21 protein-coding genes are annotated in these 21,508 nt (G+C 36.1%); 10 read left to right on the plus strand and 11 right to left on the minus strand.

Annotated elements, in window-relative coordinates:
- Positions 1–4 precede the first annotated feature (4 nt).
- The 4 genes from PFY09_RS14995 to PFY09_RS15010 all read right to left on the minus strand — a co-directional run bounded on the left by PFY09_RS14995 (position 5) and on the right by PFY09_RS15010 (position 2,977).
- Complete coding sequence (locus PFY09_RS14995) at positions 5–739, minus strand: hypothetical protein (RefSeq protein WP_271160235.1); 735 nt, start codon at positions 737–739, stop codon at positions 5–7.
- A gap of 12 nt (positions 740–751) precedes the next feature.
- A complete protein-coding gene (locus tag PFY09_RS15000) occupies positions 752–1,216 on the minus strand; it encodes a YciI family protein (protein ID WP_271160236.1) in 465 nt (154 codons plus the stop codon).
- A 10-nt stretch (positions 1,217–1,226) separates the two neighbouring features.
- Positions 1,227–2,405, minus strand: a complete 1,179-nt coding sequence (gene pncB, locus PFY09_RS15005) for a nicotinate phosphoribosyltransferase (protein ID WP_268052563.1) — start codon at positions 2,403–2,405, stop codon at positions 1,227–1,229.
- Between the two features lie 95 nt (positions 2,406–2,500).
- The gene (locus tag PFY09_RS15010) at positions 2,501–2,977 is read right to left on the minus strand and encodes a Dps family protein (RefSeq protein WP_076391832.1); all 477 of its coding nucleotides are present in this window, start codon (positions 2,975–2,977) and stop codon (positions 2,501–2,503) included.
- A gap of 231 nt (positions 2,978–3,208) precedes the next feature.
- Between PFY09_RS15010 and PFY09_RS15015 the strand changes: the two genes are divergently transcribed.
- From PFY09_RS15015 to PFY09_RS15040, 6 genes are all read left to right on the plus strand, one after another.
- Complete coding sequence (locus PFY09_RS15015; RefSeq protein WP_271160237.1) at positions 3,209–4,678, plus strand: hypothetical protein; 1,470 nt, start codon at positions 3,209–3,211, stop codon at positions 4,676–4,678.
- Positions 4,679–4,788: 110 nt separating this feature from the next.
- Positions 4,789–5,202, plus strand: a complete 414-nt coding sequence (gene rpsL / locus PFY09_RS15020; RefSeq protein WP_027381287.1) for a 30S ribosomal protein S12 — start codon at positions 4,789–4,791, stop codon at positions 5,200–5,202.
- 23 nt (positions 5,203–5,225) lie between these two features.
- Positions 5,226–5,702, plus strand: coding sequence for a 30S ribosomal protein S7 (gene rpsG, locus PFY09_RS15025; protein ID WP_050020592.1), 477 nt, complete (start codon positions 5,226–5,228; stop codon positions 5,700–5,702).
- 6 nt (positions 5,703–5,708) lie between these two features.
- Positions 5,709–7,826 carry an elongation factor G gene (gene fusA / locus PFY09_RS15030; RefSeq protein ID WP_076391836.1) on the plus strand — a complete coding sequence of 706 codons (2,118 nt, stop codon included), beginning with the start codon at positions 5,709–5,711 and terminating at the stop codon, positions 7,824–7,826.
- A gap of 17 nt (positions 7,827–7,843) precedes the next feature.
- Positions 7,844–8,149, plus strand: coding sequence for a 30S ribosomal protein S10 (rpsJ, locus tag PFY09_RS15035; RefSeq protein WP_002661363.1), 306 nt, complete (start codon positions 7,844–7,846; stop codon positions 8,147–8,149).
- A 192-nt stretch (positions 8,150–8,341) separates the two neighbouring features.
- Positions 8,342–8,842 carry a low affinity iron permease family protein gene (locus PFY09_RS15040; protein WP_271160238.1) on the plus strand — a complete coding sequence of 167 codons (501 nt, stop codon included), beginning with the start codon at positions 8,342–8,344 and terminating at the stop codon, positions 8,840–8,842.
- 22 nt (positions 8,843–8,864) lie between these two features.
- Here PFY09_RS15040 and PFY09_RS15045 read toward each other — a convergent pair whose 3' ends face one another.
- From PFY09_RS15045 to PFY09_RS15075, 7 genes are all read right to left on the minus strand, one after another.
- Positions 8,865–11,573, minus strand: coding sequence for a hypothetical protein (locus PFY09_RS15045; RefSeq protein WP_271160239.1), 2,709 nt, complete (start codon positions 11,571–11,573; stop codon positions 8,865–8,867).
- A gap of 133 nt (positions 11,574–11,706) precedes the next feature.
- On the minus strand, positions 11,707–12,684 hold the full coding sequence (locus PFY09_RS15050) for a hypothetical protein (protein WP_271162352.1): 978 nt from the start codon (positions 12,682–12,684) through the stop codon (positions 11,707–11,709).
- Positions 12,684–13,097 carry a hypothetical protein gene (locus PFY09_RS15055; RefSeq protein ID WP_271160240.1) on the minus strand — a complete coding sequence of 138 codons (414 nt, stop codon included), beginning with the start codon at positions 13,095–13,097 and terminating at the stop codon, positions 12,684–12,686. The genes PFY09_RS15050 and PFY09_RS15055 overlap by 1 nt, the downstream gene beginning before the upstream one ends.
- 369 nt (positions 13,098–13,466) lie before the next feature.
- Entirely contained in the window at positions 13,467–14,267 is an 801-nt protein-coding gene (locus tag PFY09_RS15060) for a hypothetical protein (RefSeq protein WP_271160241.1), read from the minus strand.
- A 15-nt stretch (positions 14,268–14,282) separates the two neighbouring features.
- On the minus strand, positions 14,283–15,014 hold the full coding sequence (locus PFY09_RS15065; RefSeq protein WP_271160242.1) for an MIP/aquaporin family protein: 732 nt from the start codon (positions 15,012–15,014) through the stop codon (positions 14,283–14,285).
- A 17-nt stretch (positions 15,015–15,031) separates the two neighbouring features.
- On the minus strand, positions 15,032–16,528 hold the full coding sequence (gene glpK / locus PFY09_RS15070; RefSeq protein ID WP_271160243.1) for a glycerol kinase GlpK: 1,497 nt from the start codon (positions 16,526–16,528) through the stop codon (positions 15,032–15,034).
- Between the two features lie 20 nt (positions 16,529–16,548).
- Positions 16,549–18,138 (minus strand): glycerol-3-phosphate dehydrogenase/oxidase, encoded by a 1,590-nt coding sequence (locus tag PFY09_RS15075; protein ID WP_271160244.1) that lies wholly within the window; start codon positions 18,136–18,138, stop codon positions 16,549–16,551.
- Between the two features lie 115 nt (positions 18,139–18,253).
- On the opposite strand from PFY09_RS15075, the gene PFY09_RS15080 reads away from it, so the two are divergent.
- The 4 genes from PFY09_RS15080 to rplD all read left to right on the plus strand — a co-directional run bounded on the left by PFY09_RS15080 (position 18,254) and on the right by rplD (position 21,508).
- Complete coding sequence (locus PFY09_RS15080; protein WP_271160245.1) at positions 18,254–19,018, plus strand: DeoR/GlpR family DNA-binding transcription regulator; 765 nt, start codon at positions 18,254–18,256, stop codon at positions 19,016–19,018.
- A 134-nt stretch (positions 19,019–19,152) separates the two neighbouring features.
- Positions 19,153–19,965, plus strand: a complete 813-nt coding sequence (locus tag PFY09_RS15085; protein ID WP_271160246.1) for a GLPGLI family protein — start codon at positions 19,153–19,155, stop codon at positions 19,963–19,965.
- A gap of 296 nt (positions 19,966–20,261) precedes the next feature.
- Positions 20,262–20,888, plus strand: a complete 627-nt coding sequence (gene rplC / locus PFY09_RS15090; RefSeq protein ID WP_076391854.1) for a 50S ribosomal protein L3 — start codon at positions 20,262–20,264, stop codon at positions 20,886–20,888.
- A complete protein-coding gene (gene rplD, locus PFY09_RS15095; protein WP_076391856.1) occupies positions 20,879–21,508 on the plus strand; it encodes a 50S ribosomal protein L4 in 630 nt (209 codons plus the stop codon). Before rplC ends, rplD begins: the two co-directional genes overlap by 10 nt.

The raw sequence follows: 21,508 nt of genomic DNA on the forward strand, positions 1-21,508 counted from the left end.
TGTTTTATTTTTCATAGTAAGTTAATTGAATCTTATTGTCTCTTATTTCCAAAATTCCTTTTTGGGGATGTTGGAAATATAATTTGAGATGGTTATCTGCTTTTTTAACAATAATGGGTTCTGAATAAAAAATCTTTTCGGGAAGTTCAGAAACTGTTTCAAACCGGTTGTTTTTTAATTCTGAAATGGTTGTTTTTTTTCCGTCAATACCTGAAATTATTGAATACAGCTTTTTATTATAAACGAAACTTGATATAATGAGAACTCTGGTTGAATCAAGAATTTTTTTTGTTCCTAACGTTGATTCTGATTCATATTCCCGAGTTATAATATCAGGATGATAAACCGGAATTTTCTTTGTAGTTTCCATTTTTTCAGGATCTGCAATTTCAAGAATCTTTGAAAATCCCCGCATATGGGCTAAAGAATTCGAAACGTAATATTTTCCGTTTATTTTATTTACAGAAACGGGACAGGTTGCTACTGCATAATGAACGATTTCATTTTGCAGGTTTTTAAAGTAAACAGTTCCTCCCCATTCACCAGAGCAGCTTTTCCACACTTCGTATTTTTCATCCTTATAAAGTAATCCGGAAAAGTTGGTGTCCTCTTCTTTTAAATGCTTAAGTTCATCAATAATATTTTTTGAAACATAATTTATTTTTACTTCAAATACGGAAGATTTATTCTTGCAGTTGATTAATGATAGTAACAATAAAACATAAGATAGTTTTCTCATTGACCTGAGTAATTAAGGATTTTCTTTCGCAATTTCCTCATGGTGCTTCAGGTACAATGGCAAAGCTGCCGATCCATACCATGGCAAGATTTCATATCCGAAGACTCCTGCTTTTACAGCGGGATCTGTTTTTACCCATGATTCTGCTTCTTCTTTGGATTTTGTATTGAAGATGAACATTCCTTCAAAATTTTGTTTGTTATCTGAGGTAAACGGACCTGCCACTACAACTTTTCCTTCTTTAGCAAGTTTTCCGATATTGGCTAAATGTTCTTTCATTAACTCAGCCATTTTTGTCTTGTCTTCAATTTTTGTAGTTCCTGTTGTCAGCATTACGATTACGTACGGCTTCATTCCGTATTTATCGGCTCCCAGTTCTGTAGCCAATTTTTCGTTGAACTCCAGTTTTTCTATTTTTTTCTGAGCAAATGAAAATGCTGTTGCAAAAATAGAAGCTGATAAGATAATTTTTTTCATCATTTCTGTTTTACTCTTTTATTCTTAAAAATTCTTTAGCCAGTTCAATCATTTTAGGATCTCCGGTATATTTTCCGTGTTCATCGGATAATTTTACAGTTGGAATCCATTCTTTGTTCGGAGCCTGAACACCTATAAGTTTCATGACGATATTCATCGGTTTTAAGCCGACATCATTGGTAAGATTGGTTCCTATTCCGAAAGAAACTCCGATCTTTCCTTTGCAGTAATTGGTGATTTCTTCTACTTTCTCAAGATTTAAACCATCTGAAAAAATAATATATTTGAATAACGGATTAATGCCGTGTCTTTCATAATGAGCAATGGTTTTATCTGCAAATTCCAGAGGATCGCCGCTGTCGTGACGAACACCGTCGAAAAGTTTCGCAAACTTTTTATCAAACTGCTGAAAGAAAACATCTGTTGTGTAGGTATCTGAAAGAGCAACTCCCAAATCTCCGCGGTAAACATCCACCCAATGTTCCAGAGCCAGTTCGTTTGCCATTTTGAAACCATATTCCGCAGCATGGAACATAAACCATTCGTGAGCGTGGGTTCCGATAGGTTTTACACCATACTTCATCGCGAAATGCACATTGGAAGAACCGATGAATGTAGAGTCTTTCTTTTGTGTTAAAGCTTCCATAACCAGATTCTGAACTTTATGAGAGTGTCTTCTTCGGGTTCCGAATTCCGCGAAATTAACGCCCAGTTTCGCCAGTGTTTCAGCTTTTTCCAGTGTTTTGTTCATCACCACTTCATTGGAGTCTCTTTCCAAGTGGTTCATTTCGTAGTGAAGCTCGCTGATAAGAGCTAATAATGGGACTTCCCAAAGAATTGTTCGGTACCAGAGTCCTTCAACAGTTACGGAAAGATCGTTTCCTTCCTGATGAATTTTAACTTCGGAAGGGTCGTAATGATAACCTTCCAGAAAATCTAAATAAGGAAGATCAATATAAGGGCAGGTTCTTGCCATGAACTTTTTTTCGTCTTTCGTCAGCTTCAGTTCTGCCATTTTATTAACCGCTTCTCTTAAGGCAACATCAAAACCTTCAGGAAACTGATGTTTTCCACGGTTAATGAATTCATATTTTACCACAGAACTTGGGAATAATTTTACTACCGCATTCTGCATCGTTATTTTATAAAAGTCGTTATCTAAAATGGAGTTTAATCGTACGTTGTGCATAATTGTGTAATTTATACGCAAATATAGTTATTAAAAATAAAAATCACCTAAATGTAAGGTGATTTTTTTAAATTTTCCGGATATTTTTTCTTTCTTTACTTTCCAAGATAAGAGTTGTACATCCATACTTCTTTTTCCTGTTCTGTAATGTAGTCGCTCATTTGCGAGTTTGTTCCTTCGTCTCCGGCTGCATCTGTAATGTCTAAAAGTTCTCTCTGAAGATCAATTACCACTTTGAATGAATTTAAAATGTTTTCAACGCTTTTGGTAGCATCGCTTACTTCCACGCTTTCTTTTATGGTTGATACTTTCAGGTAATCTGAATAATTGTGAGCCGGTGTAGCCCCCAATGTTAAAATTCTTTCTGCAATTTCATCAATCTTTAGAACAAGACTGTTGTATAGTTCCTCGAATTTAGGGTGAAGCGTAAAAAACTGATCTCCTTTAATGTTCCAATGAGAACCTCTTGTATTCTGATAAAATACGGAATAGTTAGCTAAAAGAATATTTAATTTTTCTGAGATCTTTTTGCAGTCGGTTTCTTTAAGACCGATAATGTTGGCGTTTTTCATATCTATATTGTAGTTTATTTTTCTGAAACAAAATTAAGTAAATATTGTGCCGAAAATGCGGTTTCGTGATTGATGATACTTATCTTTGATATTTTTAGAATGAATTTAAATATGCAAGCTTCGTCAAAGATTAATTTGAAAAGTTTTATCATCTCTCTTCTGTTTTTTGCTGCTGTATGTATAGGTTATTTTTTGATATCCTTATCGAAGACTGACGGACATTATATATATATGATAGACGATGCATATATCCATTTGGCAATGGCTAAAAATTTGGCATTATATGATGTATGGGGTGTTACGAAATATAAATTTTCCTCTACGTCTTCTTCTCCTTTATTTACCTATGTTTTAAGTATTCTAATAAAAGTTTCCGGAAATAACGATCTACTTTCGCTTTGGGTAAATATTTTTTTTGGAGTCGGAACGGTTTATTTTCTCAATAGGTATTTTTCGGGCGTTTTCAATATGGCAAAAAATATCGTGTTTTCAGTGCTTTTTACCCTTTTCTTTTCTGTATTGCATGTACAGATTTTATCTGGAATGGAGCATGTTTTTCATGTTTTTTTATTTGTAGTAAATATTTTATGTCTTTCAAATCTTAAAAGCAGATATTCTGTTTTTGGATTTTACCTCACCTTATTATTGATGGGGTTGGTGCGTTTTGAAAGCATGTTTTATTTTGTGATTCTTGCTTTTCTGTTTCTTTTAATTAAAAAATGGAAGGATGCTTTTGGGATTTTGCTAATAGGTTTTATCCCGATTGTAGTGTTTTGTTATTTTAATTATCAGCATGATGGCTATTTATTCCCGAATTCAGTAATTGTAAAAGGAACGAGGTTTACTTTTGACTCTCATTTTCCACATCAGCTGAAAACTGTTTTTTTGGATAATTTTTTACTGAATATCAGCTTTTATAAAATTGGATTCTTTCCGATTATGATGTGTTTGATTTTCATTATCAGAGATTTTAGAACAAAGAATTTTCAGCTGATAATTAATGATCATTTTTTACTGATTGTTATTTCTTTACTTATGGTCTGTCATTCCATGTTTGCGGATCTTAAAGGGATGTTCAGGTATGAAGCTTATATTCTTACGGGATTTTCTATGGCTTTGATTCCTAAACTGAAAGGCTTGTTTGAGCATTTCAGAACCTACATTAAAAAGGAATTGATAATTTCAGGATTGGTCTTGGCAAATATTTTTTTATTGGTATATAAATTTTCCTTCGCACATAAAATGCTGATTGACGGCGGTAAAAATATTTATGAACAGCAAATTCAGTCTGCAAGATTTCTTCACTCTTATTATAATGAGTCAAAAATTGTCGCTAACGACATTGGAGCAGTTACTTATTTTACAAATATTCATTTGTTGGATATGGCAGGTTTAGGATCAAAAGAAACAATCGTTTTTAATGAAAATAAAAGATGGGCAGATAAACAGTTTCAGGGCTTTCTTACTCAATATACAATTACTAACGATTACGATATTGCCATAATTTATGAAGCCTGGCTGCAGAATCACATCCCTGAAAACTGGAAAAAAGTAGCGGAACTGAAAATAAATAATCCCATTACGGTAGCAAGAGATAAAGTATCGATCTATTCCATTAATAAAAATAATATTGATAAACTTAAACAGCATGTAAGGAATTTTAAGTGGAACCGAAACGTACAAGTCACAATCGTGGATTAAACCGTAAGTATCTGTTAATTAATTTTTAAATAAAAATATTATTTCTGTATAACTGCTTGTTAATTAAAAAAATATTATTATTTTTGCACCCTAAAATAAAAAGCAATTAAATGCCTACTATTCAACAATTAGTAAGAAAAGGAAGAGCCACGCTTGCCAAGAAGAGCAAATCGGCTGCCCTTGATTCTTGTCCACAAAGACGTGGTGTATGTACGAGAGTATATACTACTACACCGAAGAAACCGAACTCTGCACTAAGAAAAGTTGCAAGGGTAAGACTTTCTAACGGTAAAGAAGTTAACGCCTACATCCCGGGCGAAGGACATAATCTTCAAGAGCACTCGATAGTATTGGTAAGAGGCGGAAGGGTGAAAGACCTACCGGGAGTACGTTACCACATCGTAAGAGGTGCATTAGACACTGCAGGTGTAAATGGAAGAACACAGAGAAGATCGAAGTATGGAGCTAAGAGACCTAAACCAGGACAAGCACCAGCTGCACCAGCAAAAGGAAAGAAAAAGTAATCATTAAATAAGGTACAGAAACAATGAGAAAGACAAAAGCAAAAAAAAGACCGTTGTTACCAGATCCGAAGTTTAATGATCAATTGGTAACGAGATTCGTTAATAACTTAATGCTTGACGGTAAAAAGTCAATCGCATTCAAAATTTTCTATGATGCGTTGGATATCGTAGAAACTAAAAAAGGAGATTCTGAAAAAACAGCTCTTGAAATCTGGAAAGATGCATTAACGAACGTTATGCCTCACGTAGAAGTACGTTCCAGAAGAGTAGGTGGAGCTAACTTCCAGATCCCAATGCCAATCAGAGCGGATAGAAAAATTTCTATGGCAATGAAATGGTTAATCAAATATTCTAAAGCTAGAAATGATAAGTCTATGGCTTTGAAATTAGCTAACGAAGTTGTAGCTGCTTCAAGAGAAGAAGGTGCAGCTTTCAAAAAGAAAACTGATACTCACAAAATGGCGGAAGCAAACAAAGCTTTCTCACACTTCAAATTCTAATCTGAAATGGGAAGAGATCTTAAATTTACAAGAAATATTGGTATTGCTGCTCACATTGATGCAGGTAAGACTACCACTACAGAAAGGATTTTATTCTATACAGGTGTAAACCACAAAATTGGAGAAGTTCACGATGGTGCTTCTACAATGGACTGGATGGAACAGGAAGCAGAAAGAGGTATTACCATTACTTCTGCTGCAACTACTTGTAACTGGAATTTCCCAACAGATCAAGGTAAGAAATTACCTGAAACAAAACCTTACCACTTCAACATTATCGATACACCGGGACACGTTGACTTCACTGTAGAAGTAAACAGATCTTTGAGAGTATTGGACGGTTTGGTATTCTTATTCTCTGCAGTAGATGGAGTAGAGCCTCAGTCTGAAACAAACTGGAGATTGGCTGACAACTACAAAGTTGCGAGAATGGGATTCGTAAACAAAATGGACAGACAGGGTGCTGACTTCTTGAACGTTGTAAAACAAGTAAAAGAAATGTTAGGATCTAATGCTGTTCCAATCGTTTTACCAATCGGTGCTGAAGAAGATTTCAAAGGGGTTGTAGACTTAATTAAGAACAGAGCGATCATCTGGGATGAAGCAGGACAAGGTGCTACTTATGAAGTAGTTCCAATTCCTGAAGACATGAAGGATGAAGTTCTTGAATATAGAGAGAAATTAGTAGAAGCTGTAGCGGATTATGATGAGACTTTGATGGAGAAATTCTTCGAAGATCCGGATTCAATTTCTGAAGAGGAAATCAACGAAGCATTAAGAAAAGCTACTATCGATCTTTCTATCATTCCAATGACTTGTGGATCTTCTTTCAAAAACAAAGGAGTACAGTTCATGCTTGATGCTGTTTGTAAATATCTTCCTTCTCCATTGGATAAGGACAATATCAAAGGAACAGATCCAAGAACTGACGCTGATATCGAAAGAAAACCATCTGTTGAGGAGCCTTTCGCTGCATTAGCTTTCAAAATTGCTACTGACCCGTTCGTAGGTAGATTAGCATTCTTCAGAGCTTATTCAGGAAGATTGGATGCTGGTTCTTATGTATTAAACACAAGATCTGGTAACAAAGAAAGAATCTCAAGAATCTATCAGATGCACGCGAACAAACAAAATCCGGTTGAGTATATCGAGGCTGGAGATATCGGTGCAGCTGTAGGATTTAAAGATATTAAAACAGGAGATACATTATCTGATGAAAAGAACCCAATCGTTCTTGAATCGATGATCTTCCCGGATCCGGTAATCGGTATCGCTGTTGAGCCTAAAACAAAAGCTGACCAGGATAAAATGGGTAACGCTTTAGCAAAATTAGCTGAAGAGGATCCAACGTTCCAGGTTAAGACAGACGAGGCTTCAGGACAAACAATCATCTCCGGTATGGGTGAGCTTCACTTGGATATCATCGTAGACCGTATGAGAAGAGAGTTCAAAGTAGAGGTTAACCAAGGTCAGCCGCAAGTAGAATACAAAGAAGCTCTTACACAAAAAGCCAGCCACAGAGAGGTTTACAAAAAGCAGTCTGGAGGTAGAGGTAAGTTCGCGGATATCGTATTCGAAATCGGTCCTGCAGACGAAGGAAAAACAGGTCTTGAATTCATCAACGAAATTAAAGGGGGTAACATTCCTAAGGAATTTGTTCCTTCAGTTGAAAAAGGATTCAGAGAAGCAATGAAGAACGGTCCTTTAGCTGGATTTGAGGTAGAATCTATGAAGATTACATTGAAAGATGGATCTTACCACCAGGTTGACTCGGATCAGTTATCTTTCGAACTGGCTGCAAAGTTAGGTTTCAAAGAATCTGGTAGAGCTGCTAAAGCGGTTATCATGGAACCAATCATGAAGCTTGAAGTAGTAACTCCTGAAGAGTACATGGGTGATATCGTAGGTGACCTTAACAGAAGAAGAGGTACTGTAAACGGTATGGACGATAGAAACAACGCTAAAGTTATCAAAGCTTTCGTTCCACTATCTGAAATGTTTGGTTATGTAACTTCTCTTAGAACGTTATCTTCAGGTAGAGCAACATCTTCTATGGAATTCGAGAAATACGAAGCTGCTCCTACAAACGTTGCTGAAGAAGTAATCGCTAAGGCTAAAGGTTAATATTAAATTAGATTAAAATGTCACAAAGAATCAGAATAAAACTTAAATCTTACGATTACAACTTGGTAGATAAATCTGCAGAGAAAATCGTAAAAACGGTAAAGGCTACTGGTGCTGTTGTAAACGGACCAATTCCATTGCCAACCAACAAGAGAATCTTCACAGTGTTGAGATCTCCACACGTAAACAAGAAAGCAAGAGAGCAGTTCCAGTTATCAGCTCACAAGAGATTGATGGATATCTACTCTTCTTCTTCTAAAACTGTGGATGCTCTAATGAAGTTAGAACTTCCTTCAGGTGTAGATGTTGAAATTAAAGTGTGATAATTGCATACTTTGCAATGATTATATAAAATCCGTTCCTTCAGGGGAGCGGATTTTTTTATGTATTTTCATATTTTGCTTTTGGAAACAAGCCGTACAATATAAATAAAACTCATGCCCTTTTAACTTATCTTTAAACGCTGCTTTTTCGGCGGAGTTTTTGATGTTTAAAAAGTATTAATACCAAGAAAAATGGCAACTTCAGATAAAAGTTTTTTCGAAAAATTTTCAGACTGGGCAACAAAATTTACAGGAAGTTCTTATGCTTTTATCGGAGCTACGTTAATCGTTATTATCTGGGCGGTTTTAGGTCCTGTTTTTAAATATTCCGAAACATGGCAGCTCGTAATCAATACCGGAACAACCATCATCACTTTCCTGATGGTATTTTTAATTCAGAAGGCACAGAATAAAGACTCAAAAGCCATTCAGATCAAATTAAATGAATTGATCGCAGCGAATGAAAAAGCCAGCAACAGGATTGTCGATATTGAAGATTTAACGGAAAAAGAACTCGATCAGCTTCATTATTACTATGAAAAACTGGCAGATTTTGCGGAGGAAGATGAAGATATCCATTCTTCACATTCTATTGATGCTGCCAAAAGAAATCAGGATTACAAGCACGATTTTTTCAGAAAAAAACATGAAGAATGGCTGCAGAAACAGAAACAAAAAAAGGAATCGATCTGATTCCTTTTTTTTATTAAACATTCTATTTCATAAAATACCCGAAATAAGAACAGCTTCCCATCAGATTTTTTGCAGTCTCCGTATCCGCATACTGTGTTTTCAGCATGGCAAAATACGTTCTGTATTTCTGATTTTTAATCTGATCTAACTGCTTTTGGAAAGCATCCGTTTTCTCGCTCCATTTTGGATCCGAGTAATCTACGTTCGAAGGATTTTTAGTTTCATACTGATAATATTTCCCCTGTTCCGCACTTGCCATCTGAAACAGAATTCTTGCTTTTTGCTCTTTATCCGTTGATGTATTCAATGCTTTTTTATAATAATTAATTGCCAGATCAAAATTATCAGGTTCAATAAAAGTAGTACTCGTAAAGTTTTTATAATAGTACTGATAAGGCGTTTCATTGTCGGTGCTCCAGAAATTATATTTTCCGCCATTCGTATTGTCAACATCCATCACAAATAACTGTCTGTAATATCCCAAAGAAGAAGTATTGTAAAGAAGATTTCCAATGAGCTGATTGGCTTTTGCTGATTTTTCGTCCTTACCGCTTCCTATCTTTTTAAGCTGAATTAAAGCTTCTGCCAGTTCAAGCTTATTCATCATAGGTTTAATGAAAGAAAACTGAGAAAAATCTTCCTTCACCATACTTTCTTCAGGTGTACTCTGATAACTTTCCCAAACATTATGTCCGAAAACAAGATCCGAAATACTTCTGAAACCATTATATTCTGAAGCTCCGTATTGATGAGGCGTTTTTTTCTGAGAATTCCCGTCCCAGTCATAATTGATTCTCGGAATTCCTGTGAAATTCTGTGCTTTTGTGTAGTATGATTTAGCCTTCTCAAAGTCTGCCTGTCTCATGGCTCTGTCACCATAAATCACTGCAAAAAAGGCATCGATATTTCCTACATCATCAATATTTTTAGCAATAATCTGTTCTTCGAATTTCGTTTTGTTCGGCTTTCTGTAAAAATCTTCCACACTTTTTACCAGACTGGAGTTGGGGTTGTACTGAAGATCAGAAAGCGTATTGTTCATAAGGAAAGATTTTCCGTCTTCACCCTGCAGGAAATAACGGTTGGCAAGAACATCTTTCAGGAAATCTTTTGTAGAAGGAACCTCACCATAATAATCATATTCTGTTTCCGTACTGTCTTTTTTAGGCTCTTCCGGTTTATCCACAAAATATTCAGCATAATCTTTCATTAAATGATCTTCGAAGTCCGCATCAATTTTAGGCTGCGAAACAATATCATTCAAAACCTTCATTCTTTTAATCTGTTCCTGATATTCCGGATTGCTGGTTTGGATGTCTTCTAAAATCTCTGTACTCGCTTTATAATCTTTTTTAAGGAATTTCAGATAAGCATCTGCAATTTGCCAGTATTCGTCCTTGGATTTCTCTTTCGTTTTGCTTGTGAATTTCTCCAGATCATCTAAGAAATCTTTGGTTTGATTATCATAGTAATAATTATTCTTGTTGAAAACCGGAATTCTGTTCGGGTTGTCCAACAGTTCATCATCGCTCTGTTCGGCTTTGGTTTCAGAAACGGTTTTGTCTTTGATTCCGAATAATTTTTTAAAAAAGCGCACTATTTTCTGCCAGAACGATATTTTTTCTTCTTTAGGAGCTTCCGCAACTTCTGTTTTAGGCTGATCGGGATTCTTGTTTGCAGAAACTTTTACCGCAGATTTTTCATTATTGTTGGTGTAATAATAAATCGGAAGATAGTTTCTTTCCAGTTCATTGATACTTCTCACCGCCATCACTTTCAGAATTTCAGAATCAGGATCTATTTCAAACATTTTTTCCATAATCGGAATCGGATTGTTGAAATCTTCATAGCCTAAAAGAAAATAAGCCATGTTTTTTTCTTCATTCGTTCCCGCTCTTTTCATGATATTATTAAAAGAAGCAGTGTCCGAAAGTTTCATAGAAACGAAGGCAGATTCTTTGCGGCTTTTACTGTTCATAAAAACCTGAAAGAAATTCCAGTTGGCATCACTTTTCAGATCCAGTCCGCGTTGTGCACCCGCCAATTGATCAAGAGCCATAAAATAGATTGCTCCTCTTAACTTTACAGATTCAACATAAGTTTTGAAAGCCTCTACCGCTGCTTCGTAATTTCTTGTATAATGGTTGAAACGCACCAACTGATATCCGTAACGCTGCTTAATTTCAGGATTTTTTGCCGCATTGTAAAGAGAGGTTAATGCAGTGATGGTTTTATTGTAATCAAGATTTGTTGCATTTTGGGAACTTTCGCTTTCACGGTAATAAAATGAATCCGGACTTTCAACGTAGTTGATTTTCATGTACGGTTCAAGATATTTTGCCTCAATCAGATAATCAATCGCTTCCTTATATTTAGAATAGAAACCAGATCCGAGTTTTGTAAGAAGCTGATTGTTCGTGCTGCCATTTTTCAGAGCATTCAGATCATTGAGGCTCATTTTATTCACCAGATAATCTGTTTCCGCGAAAGTCAGTTGATTATTAAAGAATTTTTTCCATGCATCCACATTTTCATTAGGAATCTGGGATTGTTTAAATTCGGTGTAAAATCTGGTAGAATAGCTGTGAAGAAAAGGCAGGTACGATTTATCCTTGATGATACTCTGTGTAAACAGATTGAAATATTCATAATCCGGATCAGACCATGCGCACGCTTCAGTTTTACTGTAAAAAAGCGATAAAACCGCGAGCGAAAGAAAGTACTTTTTCATTTTGTTAATGGTGTTTTTTTAAGTTATAATGGTAATGTATATTTTCAAATTATTCTTACGCTGATCCGTTTAAGAAATCTGTAAGAATTATCTTTTTAAGCATAATGCAATTTACGCAGAATTTTGATTGAGTTTACAAGCTAAAGTTCTGTCCTGTAACAAATTTACTGTCTAACTGATAATATATAATATCGAAGTTGCTTATTTTTTTCTCCAGAAAACGGATAACTTCCTGAAGCTGCTGATCCGAAATTTCTTCAATTTTAATTCTGAAACCTTTGTTCAGATAACTTCCGAAATAAAATCCGTCCTTCTGTATTTCAATTTCTGTGTCGGATATTCGCTTGAAATCGGGGTTTTTAAGATCCTTTTCAGACAAAGCATTAATCAGTTTATGTTTTCCCAAATGGTTGGTTACAATTCCCCACGAATAAATCGGCAGGGCAACCTCAATTTCTTTAAAAGGATAATCTTCCAGCTTGGAAAGATAATTTTTGAGTGTACTCACATCCAAAATAGAATTTTTATCTGAGTTTTCCAGTGGTGAAGAAGTGGAGTAGCACATTAGAAATACCTGCTCAACCGGTGGAATTCCCATGATATTTTTATCTTTTACCTGATGAAGACGAAGTGTACAGGTTACCGATTTTTTAGAAACTTCCTTTAATTTTTTCAGAAATTTAAAATAATCATCGCGGGTTCCTGCAGTCCAGTCGCAGTCAATTTGTATTTCGTTGCCCGTTTTCAATTGATAATCTGAAGCCTTTTTTGTAATTAAATCATTAATGCTTGCTGCAAGAAACTGTATTTCCTCATTGGTGATGTTGAGAAACGCACGGTTTGTAATAAAAACAGTCGGAATAATATTTTTGTCGGTGCTGAAACTCTGATCTTTTGTAATAATTCCGACAGGCTGAAATTTCCCGTCCAATTTATCAACATCAAAAAAACGCGTATATAAATAAGGATCGGTTGCTTTTTGTAAAACGTCTTTCTCTGTTTTGTCTAAAGCCAAACGGGTTTTCCAGTAATAAAAAGTGTACGGATGAGACTGTTTTTTACCACAGGAAACGACGAGAAATAAAATTAACAGAACTTGAGAGACTTTCATCATTGATATAATATTCCTGAGCATTCGCAATTCGTTTTTTCTATTTCAGAAACTGGACAGCAATCGTCTGACTTTTTTACTTTTCCGTTTTCATCGGTCAGATAAATTTTTTCTTTATCAAATTTTACGTAAAATGTTTCATTATAGGTTTTAAAATAAACTTTCATCACTTTCGGATTATATTTTCCGGCATTGATTTCTTCTTTGGTTTCTGTTCCGTCTGCCTGATTGATCTGTACAAAACCGAAATACACATCGCCGTTATCTTTTATGTTGATATAATAGCTTGGTGTTCCGGAGCCATTTGTTCCATCTTCTATATTGAAATCTCTTTTCCCGAAAAACGGAACTTTCAACTGCGCCAATGAAAGTAAGGAGAAAAGGAAGAAAAATAGGAATAAAAGTTTTTTCACAAGTAAATTTTTCTCAAAATTAAAAATATCCTATCAAAAATTACACCGTAAAATCACGGTGATTTCTTTTTGTTAAGCCATTTTATATGTTATCTTTTGAATAATAGATTTGTTTAAACGTTTTATTTAACCACAAAAGGGAAGATGAAATTTTATTTAAAGCTAGAATAGATAACAACAGCTTTAAAAATCTTCGATTTTTATTCTTTTGAGTACTTTGATTACTCTAATTATTGCGGCATAATTATCTTTTGCAGCTTTTGCGGTTAATTTTGAAATTAGTTTACACAAGTTTACATTAAAAAACATCAAATTAATAAAAAACCACCTCCAGAAGAGATGGTTTGTACATTACTAACAATTAATTTTCTAGAATACTGTTGCAGCAAGCTGAATTCTTGCGAACTTATTCGATGGGTTCCACATTGCCATCATGGAAACAGGCAGGCTGTAATGATCTGTGATTTTTACCATTTTACCTGCCTTCACGCCTACATTTACAATATCAAAACTGTTTTCTCCGTTTCCGTAAAGAAATCTTTTGTCATTTAAAGCAAATCCGGCTCCTACAAACGCGTCCAGATTTACTTTTTTATCTTTAATGACAGGATAACTCGCCTGAATATACGTTGAGTATTTATTCTTTTTATATGTTCCGTCAGATTCCAGAACCACTTCTCCTGCATTAGCTCCTCCATACAGCATAATGTCTGCTTCAATATTTAATGGAAAAGAAGCTCCAAATGTATAATTCGTTCTTAAATCAATAATATGCGCTGTTCTCCTGTTGGAATAATTAAAAATATCTTCCGAAGCCACCGCAGTGTTTATATTTCTTGAATTAAATAAATCCCACAATCCAATGTAAAATCTTCCGTTGGAAAACTGTACATAGTAATTGATTTCTTTATAATGCGTATTGTCTTTGTCGTCCGTTAAAGCAGATGCACCCCAAATCCCGACTTTCCATTTTTTATCTTTATCCAGAGCGTAGGAAAGATTTCCCATGACGACTGGTTTATCGGTAATTATTAAACCTCTCCAGAGATGGTTATTCTGAATATTTGCAGTAAAATCCAGTCTGCTTTCTTCCGCTGTTTCTGTGTTTTCCTGGGCAAAAAGATTCCCTGTACCTGATAAAATCAGGCATAAATAGATTAGTTTTTTCATAAAAAAAAGGTGTTGTTAGCTCAGTATTCCGTGAAGTAAAGCGGCAAGTCCTGCTCCGATGATTGGTCCTGCAATGGGAATCCATGCGTAACCCCAGTCACTGCTTCCTTTTACCGGAAGAAGTGCATGCATAATTCTTGGTCCGAGATCTCTTGCCGGATTAATAGCGTAGCCTGTAGTTCCTCCTAAAGAAAGACCGATTGCCCAGACCAATAAAGTGACTGGTAAAGCTCCTACACTTCCTAATCCTATTTTTGCGTTCGGATCATTATTTAAAGTCATGCTTGGATCTGCGAAATGAAAAATCACGAACACCAAAACGAAAGTTCCGATCATTTCACTGATTAAATTGGAAACAGGTTTTCTGATGGCAGGTCCTGTACTGAAACACGCAAGTTTTGCCCCTTCGTCTTCCGTAATGGCAAAATGATCTTTATTGAAAATCCAAACCAAAGATGCACCCAACATTGCCCCGATCATTTCTCCGGCAATATAGGTGGGAACCAGATCCCATGAAAATTTTCCTGCGAAAGCCAGACCTAAAGTCACTGCGGGATTCAGGTGTGCTCCGCTGACAGGTCCTGCGACGGTTACCCCCACAAAAACTGCCAGAGCCCAAGCGGTGGTAATTACAATCCAACCGGAGTTGTTTCCTTTTGTGCCTTTCAAAACAACATTGGCAACTACGCCGTTTCCTAAAAGGATCATCAGCATTGTGCCGATTATTTCTGCTGTAAATGGAGTCATAGTTTTATTTTAAAAGGTTAATCTTCGATCCAGTTTTGAGAACGCTGTACTGCTTTTGTCCAGGTTTTTACCATTTTTTCCACTTTTTCTTTTTCCAGTTGCGGGTGGAAATCTTTATCAATGATCCATTGAGACTGTATTTCATCAATATTTTTCCAGTATCCGACAGCAAGTCCGGCAAGATAAGCCGCTCCCAGAGCGGTTGTTTCCAGAGTTTTGGGTCTTGTAATCTTAAATCCGAATAAATCCGACTGAATCTGCATCAGTAAATCACTTGCAGAAGCTCCGCCGTCTACTCTTAATTCTAAACTTTCCGTTCCGGAATCAGCTTCCATTGCTTTTACAATATCATACACCTGAAAAGCAATACCTTCCAAAGTTGCTCTTGCGATATGTCCGTTCGTAGTTCCGCGGGTTACGCCAACGATATTTCCGCGGGCATACTGATCCCAGTGTGGAGCGCCTAAACCCGTTAATGCAGGAACAAAGTACACACCGCCATTATCTTCAACCGATTGTGCCAAAGTATTTACTTCCTCTGCGGAACGGATTAATTTTAAACCGTCTCTCAGCCACTGAATCGCTGCACCTCCTACAAAAACACTTCCTTCCAAAGCGTAATTCACTTCTCCATTAATTTTCCATGCAACGGTCGTAAGTAAATTGTTTTTAGATAAAACGGCTTCTGTTCCTGTATTCATTAAAAGGAAACAGCCTGTTCCATACGTATTTTTTACCATTCCCGGAGTCGTACACATCTGTCCGAATAATGCAGCCTGTTGATCTCCCGCAATCCCTGCGATCGGAATTTTTGTGGAGAATAATGTAGTAGCTGTTTCTCCATAGATTTCACTGCTTTGTTTTACTTCCGGTAAAATCGCTCTTGGAATATTGAAGAGTTCCAGTAAATCATCATCCCATTCTAAAGTATGAATATTCAAAAGCATGGTTCTGCTTGCATTCGAAACATCGGTGATGAACATCTTTCCGCGCGTAAGTTTCCAGACAAGGAAAGTGTCTACTGTTCCGAAACATAATTTTCCGGCTTCTGCTTTTTCTCTTGCGCCTTTTACATTGTCTAAAATCCACTTCAGTTTTGTTGCTGAAAAATAAGCATCCAGTACAAGACCTGTTTTTTCTTTAATTTTCTCAGCATGACCCTGTTCTTTTAATTCGTCACAATATTTGGACGTTCTTCTGTCCTGCCATACAATGGCATTATACACAGGTTCTCCGGTTTCTTTATCCCATACAACGGTGGTTTCACGCTGATTGGTAATTCCGATGGCAGCAATTTCCCGACCGGAAATTCCTGCTTTGGCAATGACTTCCGCCGCTACGGAAACCTGTGAAGACCAGATTTCATTGGGGTCATGTTCTACCCAACCCGGTGTAGGAAAGATCTGTTCAAAACTTTTCTGAGAAACAAATTCAATTTCTCCGCTGTGATTGAATAAAATGGCTCTCGACGAAGTCGTACCTTGGTCCAGAGCGAGAATCAACTTTTCACTCATGCTGTGATCGTAAATTAAGGTTAAATGGATCTTGGAGAATAAGGAGTCAGTAAATATCCTTTCGCCAATTCGATAAATTCTCTTTCCTGTTCAACTGCCCATTCCGCAGAATGCCCGTTTTCTTTTGCGATGATCTGTGCAATCTTGTGCGCGCTGTCGATTGCTGCTCTTGCATCTAAAAATAAAAGCCGTACTCTTCGTGCTAAAATATCCTCAATGGTTTGTGCCATTTCGCTTCGTATTGCCCAGACTGCTTCTGCCATAGTGAAGGGATGATCAGGATGTATTTTTTCTGACAATTCAGGATTGTTCTGCTGTAGTTTTTTTATTTCCGGAATATCGGCTCCGTAAACATATAAATGATTCGTTCTGTCCACCGTTTCGGGTTTCACATTTCCATGTATCGAAAGATGTTCTGTTTTGGAAGTGGTTATTCCGAGGTTATGAACTTTCATGGCTTCATCAATCGTGTCTTCCGCCATTTTACGGTATGTCGTCCATTTTCCTCCGATAATCGAGATGAGTCCCGTGTCTGAAGTAATGACTTTATGACTTCTGGAAACTTCTTTTGTGCTTTTGCTGCCGTCTTTCGGAGCTGCGAGAGGTCTGAGTCCTGCGAAAACAGATTTTACGTCTTCACGGGTTGGTTTTTTCGCTAAATATTGTCTTGCGGTATTCAGGACAAATTTAATTTCATCTTCTAAAGCTCTTGGCTCAAAACTTTCGTTTTCCAGTAAAGTATCGGTTGTTCCTACCAAAGCTCTGTCGTGCCACGGAACGACAAACAAAACCCTTCCGTCAGAAGTTTTAGGAATCATGATGGCATCATCGCTTTTCAGGAACGATTTATCCAGAACCAAATGGATTCCCTGACTTGGAACGACGAATTTTCCGTGTTTCGGGTTGTTCATATTTAAAATATCATTCGTGAAAACTCCGGTTGCATTGATGACTACTTTCGCTTTGATTTCGAATTGCTGTTTTGTAAACTGATCTTCTGCAACAACGCCGATGATCTTATTGGAGTCATTTTTCATCAGATTAATCACTTTAACGTAATTAACCGCTGTTCCGCCTTTTTCGATAATCGTCTGTGTTAAGTTGATCGCCAGTCTTGCATCGTCAAACTGCCCGTCCTGATAAACCACTCCGCTCGCCAAACCTTTTTGTTCGATGGTCGGAAGTTTCTCTACGGTTTTTGATTTGCTGATGTATTTCGTTCTACCCAAACTTAATTTCCCGGCTAGAAAATCGTAAACCGAAAGTCCTATTTTATAATAAATTCCTTCCCACCAAGTGTAATTTGGAATAATGAAAGACTGGTTTTTTACAACGTGGGCTGCATTTTTTGCCAGTAAACCTCTTTCTTTCAAGGCTTCTTTCACTAAGCCGATATCTCCCTGTGCTAAATATCTTACGCCGCCGTGAACCAGTTTTGTGCTTCTGCTGGAAGTTGCTTTTGCAAAATCGTGAGATTCTAACAGTAACGTTTTAAATCCTCTGCTCGTTGCGTCCAGTGCCGAACCTAATCCACTCGCTCCTCCGCCAATGATGATAAAGTCCCATTCTTTAACGGTGGATAATTTGCTGAGTTCTTCGTTTCGTTTCATAATATTTCGTTATGTTTCGTTTTCAAAGTTATAAATTAAAAACGAAATCAAAAAGAAAATAAATGAAATTTTTCGAATCAAAATAAAAATGGTATTTTTGAGAAAACGAAACGTAATGGAGAAATTGCTTCCAAGGCATAATGATATTTTAAAGGAATTAGACGAAAAAGATCATATTCTGGTTCAGGATCTTTGTGAGAAATTCAATGTTTCGTCGGTTACGATCCGAAAGGATCTGAATTACCTTGAAAGTCTGGGATTGCTTTTCAGAAATCACGGTGGTGCGAGTAAACAGGTACGGTATGCGTACGAAAAAAATGTAGATGAAAAGGAAAATATCAATGTAGAGGCTAAAAAGAATATTGCGAAAGGTGCGCTTTCTCTGATTCAGGAAAACGACTGTATTATTATGGCTTCAGGAACCACGATGCATTATCTTGCACGTATGCTGGTAAATTTTGGACCGTTGACGGTTCTCACATCTTCTTTACGTGTTGCGATCGAGCTTTGCAATAATCCGAACATTAATATTATACAATTGGGAGGGGAGGTCAGAAAAAGTTCGACTTCCATTGTAGGTTCAATCTCTGAGACGATTCTGAAACATTTTTCTTGCAATAAGTTATTTCTGGGAGTAGACGGAATTGATATGGATTTCGGGATCAGTACTTCCAATGCTGCGGAAGCTCATCTTAATCAACTGATGATTGAATGTTCGGACAAGGTGGTGATTCTTGCAGATTCTTCCAAGCTGAATAAAAAAGGTTTCGGAAAAATCGCAGATCTGGATAAGATCGACTTTCTGATTACAGATGGTGATATTTTAGAGGAGGATAAAAATAAGCTTGAAGAAATTGGCATCAGTGTTATTGTTAAATAAATACGGTGTAATTTTTTAATTCAAAATATTATTGTCTTGTTTTTTATATTATTCGCAATTAATTTTGATTATAGAATGTTTATTTATATTTTTAGGAACGCAAACGCGGTCTCCAATCATAAAATATAAATAGGATGTCTTATAAAATTACATTTTTTACTTTTTTATTCTTTTTTACGCTTGTTAATTTTTCCGCTCAGGAAAAGGTAAATATCGATGATGTTGAATCCAGATATGTATATCTTTTGAAATATCAGATTGATTCTCTGGATAAATCCAGTTCTAATGAAGAGTATTTTATTTTGGAGAGGGGAAAAGAGAAATCTCAGTTTATGGGAGTAACTTCATATAACAGAGATTCTTTAGCTGGTGGAGCAAACCGTTTTGCTTTTGGTCTTGATCCTAAAAGTTTACCTAAAACCAATTTTACTTTTCGCGTCATTAAAAACTTTGAAAAAAACAATATTTCTTATTATGATTATATTATTAAGGACAATTTTATTTACGAAGAAAAGCCTGATTTTAACTGGAAGATTACCGGTGAAACAAAAGAAATAGGAAATTTAAAATGTCAGGCTGCGTTGGTTACGTATGCGGGACGTGATTATAAAGCGTGGTTCACGAACGAAATTCCGGTTTCTGATGGTCCTTATAAATTTTATGGTCTTCCGGGACTGATTGTGGAGATTGAGGATTCTAAAAAACAATATACGTTCGAGCTTGTGAGTTATAAAACCTTTTCAGAAAAGCCTAAGATGTGGATTTCCAGAAAGAGAGTTAAAGGAAAAACGGTAAAGAAATCTGAATTTTATAAAGCATTTAAAAATTTTCATGAAAATTTTGTCTCTGAAATTGCTAAAGGAGGCTTCAGTTTCGATTCAGGAACGGAAAGACAGATAAAGGACAGGATTAAAAAGAAAAATAATCCGATTGAACTGGCTCCTTAATTATTCAGTGATTAAGTCACACCATTTCCTTCTTATGGCTATTTCTTTCGTTTTTGCAAAAAAAGTCTGTAAAGTGAATGATTTTGACATCATTTAAAAACTCGTGATCTTAAGATTTTTCTGTAAATGATTAAAAATCAAAATATTTTACTGTAAATATTTGTCAGTTATAAAAATATTCATAAATTTGCACACTCATTTTAGGGGCGTAGTATGCCTATATCAAAAGTAGAAATTGCTTCAGACTTCCGAAAAATGGGGATAAATAAAGGATAAATTTTATTATAACATAAACAATGTCAGGTATTATTGGTAAAAAAATCGGTATGACTTCTTTGTTTGACGAAGCAGGGAAAAATATTCCTTGTACAGTTATTCAGGCTGGTCCATGCTCGGTTTTACAGGTCAGAACCATTGAAAAAGACGGTTATAAGTCAGTTCAATTAGGTTTCGATGACAAGAGTGAGAAGAACGTTGGTAAAGCGTTAGCTGGTCATTTCAAAAAGGCTGGTTCTGCTCCTAAAGCTAAATTGGTAGAATTCTACAGAGAATTCGTTGATGAAGTAAAAGTAGGAGAAGAAGTAAAGGTAGACTTGTTCAACGAAGGAGAATTCGTAGACGTAACAGGTACTTCAAAAGGTAAAGGCTTCCAGGGTGTTGTTAAAAGACACGGATTTGGAGGTGTAATGCAGGCAACTCATGGTCAGCACAACAGACTTAGAGCTCCAGGTTCTATCGGTGCCGGATCTGACCCTTCAAGAGTATTCAAAGGGATGAGAATGGCTGGAAGAATGGGAGGTAAGCAGGTAACTGTACAAAACCTTCAGGTATTAAAAGTGGATCAAGAACAAAATCTTTTAGTAGTAAAAGGTGCTGTTCCGGGAGCTAAAAATTCTTATGTAATTATCAGAAAATGGAACTAGTAGTATTAAATACATCAGGAAAAGAGACCGGAAGAAAAGTAACTCTAGACGAAACAGTATTCGGAATTGAGCCAAATCAGCACGCGGTTTACTTAGAAGTTAAACAGTACCTTGCAGCACAAAGACAAGGGACTCATAAAGCAAAAGAAAGAAGCGAAATCACGGCTTCTACTAAAAAACTTAAGAAGCAAAAAGGATCTGGTTCTGCTAGATATGGTGATATTAAATCTCCAACTTTCAGAGGAGGAGGTAGAGTATTCGGTCCAAAACCAAGAGACTACAGATTCAAATTGAACAAAGCTCTTAAGAGATTAGCTAAGAAATCTGTTTTATCTCAGAAAATGAGAGACAACAGTATTAAAGTTTTAGAAGATATGAGCTTCGAAGCTCCTAAGACTAAAGATTTCATTACTTTATTAGATGCATTAACATTAAACGGTAAAAAATCTTTGTTCATTCTTCCTGAAGCTAACAAGAATGTGTATTTATCTTCAAGAAACTTACCTAAGACTAAAGTAATGAACTTCAACGAAGTGAGTTCTTACGATTTAGTAAACGCAGGTGAGATCGTATTCTTCGAAGGTGCAGTAGAAAAATTCCAGGAAAATTTAAAGAAATAA

The sequence above is a fragment of the Chryseobacterium gambrini genome (genome assembly GCF_027920505.1).
Classification (GTDB): domain Bacteria; phylum Bacteroidota; class Bacteroidia; order Flavobacteriales; family Weeksellaceae; genus Chryseobacterium; species Chryseobacterium gambrini.

What these genes read in the sequence shown, in the direction of transcription:
- PFY09_RS14995 (WP_271160235.1), bottom strand. Translation starts at nt 739, where the DNA reads ATGAGAAAACTATCTTATGTTTTATTGTTACTATCATTAATCAACTGC.
- PFY09_RS15000 (WP_271160236.1), bottom strand. Translation starts at nt 1,216, where the DNA reads ATGAAAAAAATTATCTTATCAGCTTCTATTTTTGCAACAGCATTTTCA.
- pncB (WP_268052563.1), bottom strand. Translation starts at nt 2,405, where the DNA reads ATGCACAACGTACGATTAAACTCCATTTTAGATAACGACTTTTATAAA.
- PFY09_RS15010 (WP_076391832.1), bottom strand. Translation starts at nt 2,977, where the DNA reads ATGAAAAACGCCAACATTATCGGTCTTAAAGAAACCGACTGCAAAAAG.
- PFY09_RS15015 (WP_271160237.1), top strand. Translation starts at nt 3,209, where the DNA reads ATGATAGACGATGCATATATCCATTTGGCAATGGCTAAAAATTTGGCA.
- rpsL (WP_027381287.1), top strand. Translation starts at nt 4,789, where the DNA reads ATGCCTACTATTCAACAATTAGTAAGAAAAGGAAGAGCCACGCTTGCC.
- rpsG (WP_050020592.1), top strand. Translation starts at nt 5,226, where the DNA reads ATGAGAAAGACAAAAGCAAAAAAAAGACCGTTGTTACCAGATCCGAAG.
- fusA (WP_076391836.1), top strand. Translation starts at nt 5,709, where the DNA reads ATGGGAAGAGATCTTAAATTTACAAGAAATATTGGTATTGCTGCTCAC.
- rpsJ (WP_002661363.1), top strand. Translation starts at nt 7,844, where the DNA reads ATGTCACAAAGAATCAGAATAAAACTTAAATCTTACGATTACAACTTG.
- PFY09_RS15040 (WP_271160238.1), top strand. Translation starts at nt 8,342, where the DNA reads ATGGCAACTTCAGATAAAAGTTTTTTCGAAAAATTTTCAGACTGGGCA.
- PFY09_RS15045 (WP_271160239.1), bottom strand. Translation starts at nt 11,573, where the DNA reads ATGAAAAAGTACTTTCTTTCGCTCGCGGTTTTATCGCTTTTTTACAGT.
- PFY09_RS15050 (WP_271162352.1), bottom strand. Translation starts at nt 12,684, where the DNA reads ATGAAAGTCTCTCAAGTTCTGTTAATTTTATTTCTCGTCGTTTCCTGT.
- PFY09_RS15060 (WP_271160241.1), bottom strand. Translation starts at nt 14,267, where the DNA reads ATGAAAAAACTAATCTATTTATGCCTGATTTTATCAGGTACAGGGAAT.
- PFY09_RS15065 (WP_271160242.1), bottom strand. Translation starts at nt 15,014, where the DNA reads ATGACTCCATTTACAGCAGAAATAATCGGCACAATGCTGATGATCCTT.
- glpK (WP_271160243.1), bottom strand. Translation starts at nt 16,528, where the DNA reads ATGAGTGAAAAGTTGATTCTCGCTCTGGACCAAGGTACGACTTCGTCG.
- PFY09_RS15075 (WP_271160244.1), bottom strand. Translation starts at nt 18,138, where the DNA reads ATGAAACGAAACGAAGAACTCAGCAAATTATCCACCGTTAAAGAATGG.
- PFY09_RS15080 (WP_271160245.1), top strand. Translation starts at nt 18,254, where the DNA reads ATGGAGAAATTGCTTCCAAGGCATAATGATATTTTAAAGGAATTAGAC.
- PFY09_RS15085 (WP_271160246.1), top strand. Translation starts at nt 19,153, where the DNA reads ATGTCTTATAAAATTACATTTTTTACTTTTTTATTCTTTTTTACGCTT.
- rplC (WP_076391854.1), top strand. Translation starts at nt 20,262, where the DNA reads ATGTCAGGTATTATTGGTAAAAAAATCGGTATGACTTCTTTGTTTGAC.
- rplD (WP_076391856.1), top strand. Translation starts at nt 20,879, where the DNA reads ATGGAACTAGTAGTATTAAATACATCAGGAAAAGAGACCGGAAGAAAA.